The sequence below is a fragment of the Streptomyces turgidiscabies Car8 genome (genome assembly GCF_000331005.1).
GTDB classification, from domain to species: domain Bacteria; phylum Actinomycetota; class Actinomycetes; order Streptomycetales; family Streptomycetaceae; genus Streptomyces; species Streptomyces turgidiscabies.
The window spans coordinates 21775-28293 of the sequence record NZ_AEJB01000569.1 but is presented as its reverse complement, the minus strand read 5'-3'; the positions used below and the strand labels follow the sequence as shown (position 1 = coordinate 28293).

Here is a 6519-nt window from a genome sequence, read left to right as displayed (position 1 = left end):
GCCCCCTCTTCGTGAGGACACCACCATGTACAAACTCTTCTTCCGCCTGTTCTTCACGCGCATGGACCCCGAAGAGGCCCACCACCTCGCCTTCCGCTGGATTCGCCTCGCCGCCCGCCTCCCCGTGCTCCGGACGTTCGTCGCAGCCGCCCTCGCGCCCCGGTACGGGGAACTGCGCACCGAGGCCTTCGGGCTGCGCATGCACGGGCCCTTCGGGCTCGCGGCCGGCTTCGACAAGAACGCGGTCGCGATCGACGGGATGTCGATGCTCGGCTTCGACCATGTCGAGATCGGCACGGTCACCGGGGAGCCGCAGCCCGGCAACCCCAAGAAGCGGCTGTTCCGCCTCGTGCCGGACCGGGCGCTCATCAACCGCATGGGATTCAACAACGAGGGTTCGCTGGCCGTGGCGGCACGTCTGGCGAGCCGGGAGGCGGTCTTCAGGACCGTCGTCGGCGTCAACATCGGCAAGACCAAGGTCGTCCCCGAGGACGAGGCCGTCGCCGACTACGTGAAGTCCACCGAGCGGCTCGCCGCGTACGCCGACTATCTCGTCGTCAACGTCAGCTCGCCCAACACGCCCGGCCTGCGTAACCTCCAGGCCACCGAGGCGCTGCGCCCGCTGCTGACCGCCGTCCGCGAGGCCGCCGACCGTACGGTGACCTCGCGCTGCGTCCCGCTGCTGGTGAAGATCGCTCCCGACCTCGCCGACGAGGACGTGGACGCCGTCGCGGACCTGGCTGTCGAACTGGGCCTGGACGGGATCATCGCCACGAACACCACCATCGCGCGCGAGGGACTCGGTCTGACATCCGACCCGGCCCTGGTGAAGGAGACCGGCGGCCTCTCCGGCGCACCCCTGAAAGCACGCTCCCTGGAGGTGCTGCGCCGTCTCTACGCGCGCGTGGGGGACCGGATCACCCTGGTGGGTGTCGGGGGCGTCGAGAACGCCGAGGACGCCTGGCAGCGCATCCTGGCAGGCGCCACCCTCGTACAGGGCTACAGCGCCTTCGTCTACGAGGGCCCCTTTTGGGGCCGCACCATCCACAAGGGGCTCGCCGCCCGCCTGCGGACGAGCCCGTACGCCACCCTCGCCGACGCGGTCGGCGCCGACGTGAGGAAGACGGCATGACGGTTCTGGAACCCTTCGGCGTCCGACTGCGGCGCGCCATGGACGAGCGCGGCCCGCTCTGCGTCGGCATCGACCCGCACGCCTCGCTGCTCCACGACTGGGGGCTGAACGACGACGTCGCCGGTCTGGAGAGGTTCAGCCGCACCGTCGTCGAGGCGCTGGCCGGGCGGGTCGCGGTGATGAAGCCGCAGAGCGCGTTCTTCGAGCGGTTCGGGTCGCGCGGCGTCGCCGTGCTGGAGAAGACGGTCCAGGACGCGCGGGAGGCCGGCACGCTGGTCGTGATGGACGCCAAACGCGGCGACATCGGCTCCACCATGGCCGCGTACGCCGAGGCCTTCCTGGAGAAGGGCGCCCCGCTGTTCTCGGACGCGCTCACCGTCTCCCCGTACCTCGGCTACGGCTCGCTCCAGCCGGCGGTCGACCTCGCGCGGGAGAGCGGCGCGGGCCTGTTCGTGCTGGCGCTGACCTCCAACCCCGAGGGCGGTCAGGTGCAGCACGCCGTCCGCGAGGACGGGCTGAACGTCGGCGCGACCATGCTGGCGTACCTCGCCGCCGAGAACGCGGGGGAGCGGCCGCTGGGCTCCTTCGGCGCGGTCGTAGGGGCCACACTCGGCGACCTCTCGTCCTACGACCTCGACATCAACGGGCCTCTCCTGGCACCCGGCGTCGGGGCGCAGGGGGCGACTCCGGCGGATCTCCCCGGGGTGTTCGGGCCGGCGCTGCGGAACGTGGTCCCGAACGTCAGCCGAGGTGTTCTGCGTCACGGTCCCGAACTCGTGGCGCTGCGGGACGCGTCGGACCGCTTCGCGGACGAGATCCGGGCCGCTGTCGCCGCCACCTGAGGATTCGTACAGTTCGGCGGAGTCATCCGATGACTGACTTCAGGACGCCTTGAGACTGAATACATTCTCAAATCCAGGGCAGTTTGACCGAAATGTCCCAGCTGGCAAAGGCTGACCAGGACTTTTCCGCTGTTCTCGCTGACTCTGGCGGACTTGGCCGCTAGTCTCCGACGAGAGTCAACGAGCGAGCATGTTGTTCGTAGCTCACCAGGTGAGGGGCGATTAGCTACCTCACCGGTCCGTATCCGACAGTTCGACATCCGAGGTGACGTAGGCGTGGCTCTTCCGCCCCTTACCCCTGAACAGCGCGCTGCCGCGCTCGAAAAGGCCGCCGCGGCTCGCCGGGAGCGGGCCGAGGTCAAGAATCGACTCAAGCACTCCGGCGCCTCTCTTCACGAGGTCATCAAGCAGGGCCGGGAGAACGACGTCATCGGCAAGATGAAGGTCTCCGCCCTGCTCGAATCGCTCCCGGGCGTGGGCAAGGTCCGCGCCAAGCAGATCATGGAGCGACTCGGTATCTCCGAGAGCCGCCGAGTGCGTGGCCTGGGGTCCAACCAGATCGCCTCCTTGGAGCGCGAGTTCGGCAGCACCGGCTCCTGAGTCCTGGCACCCCGGGATTCCTGGAATAATCGCCGTATGGCTGCAACATTCCGGGGGACGACCCCCGAGCCCCCGGACGTACGTCCGCGACTGACCGTGCTCTCCGGCCCTTCGGGCGTCGGCAAGAGCACGGTCGTCGTTCATATGCGCAAGGCTCACCCCGAGGTGTGGCTGTCGGTGTCGGCGACGACCCGTAAGCCACGCCCCGGTGAGCGGCACGGAGTCCACTATTTCTTCGTCACCGACGAGGAGATGGACAAGCTGATCGCCAATGGCGAGCTGCTTGAGTGGGCCGAGTTCGCCGGCAACCGCTACGGCACGCCGCGTGCGGCCGTGCTGGAGCGGTTGGAGTCCGGCGAGTCGGTCCTCCTGGAGATCGATCTCCAGGGCGCCCGGCAGGTCCGCGAGTCCATGTCGGACGCTCTGCTGGTGTTCCTGGCTCCTCCTTCCTGGGAGGAGCTGGTGCGCAGACTGACCGGGCGGGGTACCGAATCGCCCGAAGTGATCGAACGCCGCCTGGAGGCGGCCAAGATCGAACTGGCCGCCGAGCCCGAGTTCGACGAGACCCTGGTCAACACCTCTGTCGAGGACGTGGCGCGCGAGCTGCTAGCCTTGATGGAAGTTGTGTGATCGTTCTCGATCCCATCCCACCTTTCGGAAGGCAGAGCGTGTCCTCTTCCATCTCCACGCCCGAGGGCATCATCAACCCTCCGATCGACGAGCTCCTCGAAGCCACCGACTCGAAGTACAGCCTGGTGATCTACGCGGCCAAGCGTGCCCGCCAGATCAACGCGTACTACTCGCAGCTCGGCGAGGGCCTCCTTGAGTACGTCGGTCCGCTCGTCGACACCCACGTCCACGAGAAGCCGCTCTCGATCGCCCTGCGTGAGATCAACGCGGGTCTGCTGACGTCCGAGGCCGTTGAGGGCCCCGCGCAGTAGTATTTTCAACTTTTGGTTGGTTTATCCACAGGCCCGACAGCGCGACTGTCGGGCCTGTGGTGTGTCATAGACCCGTACCGAGTCAGGTGCCGCGTCGCGTGTCGAGTCAGGGGAGGCCCGGTGGGCAAGCCGAAGGTCGTACTGGGGGTCAGTGGCGGCATCGCCGCGTACAAGGCCTGTGAGCTGCTCCGGAGACTGACGGAGTCGGGTCACGACGTCCGTGTCGTCCCCACTGCCTCGGCCCTGCACTTCGTCGGCGCCGCGACCTGGTCCGCGCTCTCCGGCCACTCCGTCTCCACGGAGGTCTGGGACGACGTCCACGAGGTCCCGCACGTCCGCATCGGCCAGCAGGCCGATCTGGTCGTCGTGGCCCCGGCGACCGCCGACATGCTCGCGAAGGCGGCCCACGGCCTCGCCGACGACCTGCTCACCAACACCCTCCTCACCGCCCGGTGTCCTGTCGTCTTCGCCCCCGCCATGCACACCGAGATGTGGGAGAACCCGGCCACACAGAAGAACGTGGCGACGCTGCGCCGCCGCGGCGCCCTGGTCGTCGAACCGGCCGTCGGGCGCCTGACCGGCGTCGACACGGGCAAGGGGCGCCTGCCCGATCCGGCCGAGATCTTCGAGGTCTGCCGCCGGGTGCTGGCCCGTGGCGTGAGCGAACCCGACCTCGTCGGGCGGCACGTCGTGGTCAGCGCCGGCGGCACCCGCGAGCCCCTCGACCCGGTCCGCTTCCTCGGCAACCGCTCCTCCGGCAAGCAGGGGTACGCGCTCGCCCGAACGGCCGCCGCGCGCGGCGCCCGGGTCACGCTGATCGCCGCCAATGCCGCCCTGCCGGACCCGGCGGGTGTGGACGTCGTGCCCGTGGGGACGGCCGTCCAGCTGCGCGAGGCCGTCCTGAAGGCGGCCGCGGACGCCGACGCCGTGGTGATGGCCGCCGCGGTCGCGGACTTCCGCCCGGCGGCCTACGCGGCCGGAAAGATCAAGAAGAAGGACGGCGAGGACCCCGAACCCGTCACCCTGATCCGGAATCCGGACATCCTCGCGGAGATCTCGGCCGACCGCGCCCGGACGCGCCAGGTCGTCGTCGGCTTCGCGGCCGAGACGGACGACGTCCTCGCCAACGGCCGTACGAAGCTGCGACGCAAGGGATGCGACCTGCTGGTCGTCAACGAGGTGGGTGAGCGCCGCACCTTCGGTTCCGAGGAGAACGAGGCCGTGGTGCTGGGCGCCGACGGCAGCGAGACCCAGGTGCCGCACGGGCCGAAGGAAGCGTTGGCCGACATCGTGTGGGATCTGGTCGCCCGTCGTCTCGAGTGAAGGGTTCCGCCGTCCCGGCAGACACGCGACATCCCTCCTACCTCGTACTTCGGGGCGTGGCGACCCTGGCGTACACCGCGTGTGACTGGGCAGAATGCCCGTGCCGCAGGTCACGGCGCTTCCGAGAGACGAGACGGAGGGGCCGATCGGCGAGTGCGACCGATAAAGTGTTCTCGGACGACACCGGGCGCAGCTCCCGATTCGTCCGCCAATGATCAGCCAGCAGCCGCTGCAACCACAGGGAGCGTTGTGTCCCGTCGCCTTTTCACCTCGGAGTCCGTGACCGAAGGTCACCCCGACAAGATCGCTGACCAGATCAGCGACACGATTCTCGACGCGCTTCTGCGCGAAGACCCCACGTCCCGAGTCGCCGTCGAGACGCTGATCACCACCGGCCTGGTGCATGTGGCCGGTGAGGTCACCACCAAGGCCTACGCGCCCATCCCGCAACTGGTGCGCGACAAGATCCTCGAGATCGGCTACGACTCCTCGAAGAAGGGCTTCGACGGCGCCTCCTGCGGCGTGTCGGTGTCGATCGGCTCGCAGTCGCCGGACATCGCCCAGGGCGTGGACACGGCGTACGAGCAGCGTGTCGAGGGCGACGAAGACGAACTCGACAAGCAGGGTGCCGGCGACCAGGGCCTGATGTTCGGCTACGCGACGGACGAGACCCCGGAGCTGATGCCGCTCCCGATCCACCTCGCGCACCGACTCTCGCGCCGTCTGTCCGAGGTCCGCAAGAACGGGACGATCCCGTACCTGCGTCCCGACGGCAAGACCCAGGTCACCATCGAGTACGACGGTGACAAGCCGGTCCGCCTGGACACGGTCGTCGTCTCCTCGCAGCACGCGAGCGACATCGACCTGGACTCCCTCCTCGCCCCCGACATCCGCGAGTTCGTGGTGGAGGCGGAGCTGAAGGCACTCCTCGACGACGGCATCAAGCTGGAGACCGAGGGCTACCGCCTGCTGGTCAACCCCACCGGCCGCTTCGAGATCGGCGGCCCGATGGGCGACGCGGGCCTCACCGGCCGCAAGATCATCATCGACACGTACGGCGGCATGGCCCGGCACGGCGGCGGCGCCTTCTCGGGCAAGGACCCGTCCAAGGTCGACCGCTCCGCGGCCTACGCGATGCGCTGGGTCGCGAAGAACGTAGTCGCCGCGGGCCTCGCCTCGCGCTGCGAGGTCCAGGTCGCGTACGCGATCGGCAAGGCCGAGCCGGTGGGCCTGTTCGTGGAGACCTTCGGCACGGCCAAGGTCGACGCCGAGAAGATCGAGGCCGCGATCACGACGGTCTTCGACCTCCGCCCCGCCGCGATCATCCGCGACCTCGACCTGCTGCGCCCGATCTACGCCCAGACGGCGGCGTACGGCCACTTCGGCCGCGAGCTGCCCGACTTCACGTGGGAGCGGACGGACCGGGTCGAGGCGCTGCGCAAGGCTGTCGGCCTGTAGGGTCCGCGCCCCGGCCGCGCTCGGTTGTCGAGGCCCGGTGTCCCATGGGGGCGCCGGGCCTCTGCGCGTCGGAAAATGGCTGGCGGGGGTGTGAGCCCGCTTCGTACGGTGGTGATCTTCCGGTGCGCAGGCCGCGGGTACTTCGGTGGAGTGCGTCCCTCGGGCGTGCGGTGAATCTGGAATTTCGTGCCGCTGCCGACTTGATCTCGGGAGTTCGAGCGCC

The 6519-nt window shown here is 69.0% G+C and carries 7 protein-coding genes; all 7 read left to right on the top strand.

The window, feature by feature from the left end; translation table 11 throughout:
* Positions 1-25 precede the first annotated feature (25 nt).
* The 7 genes from STRTUCAR8_RS40445 to metK all read left to right on the top strand — a co-directional run bounded on the left by STRTUCAR8_RS40445 (position 26) and on the right by metK (position 6296).
* On the top strand, positions 26-1132 hold the full coding sequence (locus tag STRTUCAR8_RS40445) for a quinone-dependent dihydroorotate dehydrogenase (RefSeq protein WP_044473731.1): 1107 nt from the start codon (positions 26-28) through the stop codon (positions 1130-1132).
* A complete protein-coding gene (pyrF, locus tag STRTUCAR8_RS40440) occupies positions 1129-1974 on the top strand; it encodes an orotidine-5'-phosphate decarboxylase (RefSeq protein ID WP_006382155.1) in 846 nt (281 codons plus the stop codon). The genes STRTUCAR8_RS40445 and pyrF overlap by 4 nt, the downstream gene beginning before the upstream one ends.
* A gap of 276 nt (positions 1975-2250) precedes the next feature.
* A complete protein-coding gene (locus STRTUCAR8_RS40435) occupies positions 2251-2574 on the top strand; it encodes an integration host factor (protein WP_006382163.1) in 324 nt (107 codons plus the stop codon).
* A gap of 36 nt (positions 2575-2610) precedes the next feature.
* Positions 2611-3204: a guanylate kinase gene (gene gmk, locus STRTUCAR8_RS40430; RefSeq protein WP_006382167.1), complete on the top strand. Its 594-nt coding sequence runs from the start codon at positions 2611-2613 to the stop codon at positions 3202-3204.
* Positions 3205-3242: 38 nt separating this feature from the next.
* Positions 3243-3515 (top strand): DNA-directed RNA polymerase subunit omega, encoded by a 273-nt coding sequence (rpoZ, locus tag STRTUCAR8_RS40425; protein ID WP_006382157.1) that lies wholly within the window; start codon positions 3243-3245, stop codon positions 3513-3515.
* Between the two features lie 120 nt (positions 3516-3635).
* The gene (gene coaBC / locus STRTUCAR8_RS40420) at positions 3636-4838 is read left to right on the top strand and encodes a bifunctional phosphopantothenoylcysteine decarboxylase/phosphopantothenate--cysteine ligase CoaBC (protein ID WP_006382173.1); all 1203 of its coding nucleotides are present in this window, start codon (positions 3636-3638) and stop codon (positions 4836-4838) included.
* 249 nt (positions 4839-5087) lie between these two features.
* On the top strand, positions 5088-6296 hold the full coding sequence (metK, locus tag STRTUCAR8_RS40415) for a methionine adenosyltransferase (RefSeq protein WP_006382175.1): 1209 nt from the start codon (positions 5088-5090) through the stop codon (positions 6294-6296).
* The last annotated feature ends 223 nt before the right edge of the window (positions 6297-6519 follow it).

What these genes read in the sequence shown, in the direction of transcription:
- STRTUCAR8_RS40445 (WP_044473731.1), top strand. Translation starts at nt 26, where the DNA reads ATGTACAAACTCTTCTTCCGCCTGTTCTTCACGCGCATGGACCCCGAA.
- pyrF (WP_006382155.1), top strand. Translation starts at nt 1,129, where the DNA reads ATGACGGTTCTGGAACCCTTCGGCGTCCGACTGCGGCGCGCCATGGAC.
- gmk (WP_006382167.1), top strand. Translation starts at nt 2,611, where the DNA reads ATGGCTGCAACATTCCGGGGGACGACCCCCGAGCCCCCGGACGTACGT.